The sequence below is a fragment of the Thiocystis violacea genome (genome assembly GCF_016583565.1).
GTDB lineage: Bacteria > Pseudomonadota > Gammaproteobacteria > Chromatiales > Chromatiaceae > Thiorhodococcus > Thiorhodococcus violaceus_A.
Genome location: NZ_NRRF01000267.1, coordinates 1 through 574 on the forward strand (window position 1 = coordinate 1; position 574 = coordinate 574).

General features: G+C 63.6%; 1 protein-coding gene. It reads right to left on the reverse strand.

Translation table 11 applies throughout. From position 1 onward, the window contains the following. Window positions 1-405: HAD family hydrolase (locus CKO23_RS25145; protein ID WP_207168705.1), on the reverse strand; the 405-nt coding region annotated here is incomplete at its 3' end. Window positions 406-574 lie beyond the last annotated feature (169 nt).

Sequence of the window (574 nt, forward strand, 5' to 3'; positions counted from 1 at the left end):
GTTGAGAACGTCGAGCACCCCGTCCTCGTCAACAGGGCCCGCCACGCTTCCGGCCGCCTCGATCACGCGCTCGGGGGCGTTGCCCATCGCATACGAGTCGCGCGCCCACAGCAGCATCTCGATGTCGTTGTTACCGTCACCCACCGCGACGGTGTGAGCGGGGTCGACGCCCAGCTCCTCGCGCAAGACCTCGAGCGCCGACGCCTTGGACACGCCGGGAGGGGTCAGGTCAAGCCACGCCGAATAGCCCACAGCATACGTGACGTCATTGAGGCCGATGCGCTTCACGACCGAGTCAAAGTGTTCGACATCTGCGCCCGGCGCCCTGATCACGACGCGGGTCACCTCGTCTTGGCATAGGGATTCAAAATCGACCACGAGTTGTTCGCCCACGAGTTCACCCATGGGGAACTCCTTGGTGACGCGGAATCCTCTTCCCAAGTCTTCGACCGCGAAAAACGCCTCGGGCATCTCGTCCCTGATGAGCTCAAGGGCTGCGCGCGGGTTAAATGTCGTGGTGCGAACCACCTCGTATCCCCCTGAGGCAGCGGGGTTGAGGCGAATCGTCACCGCA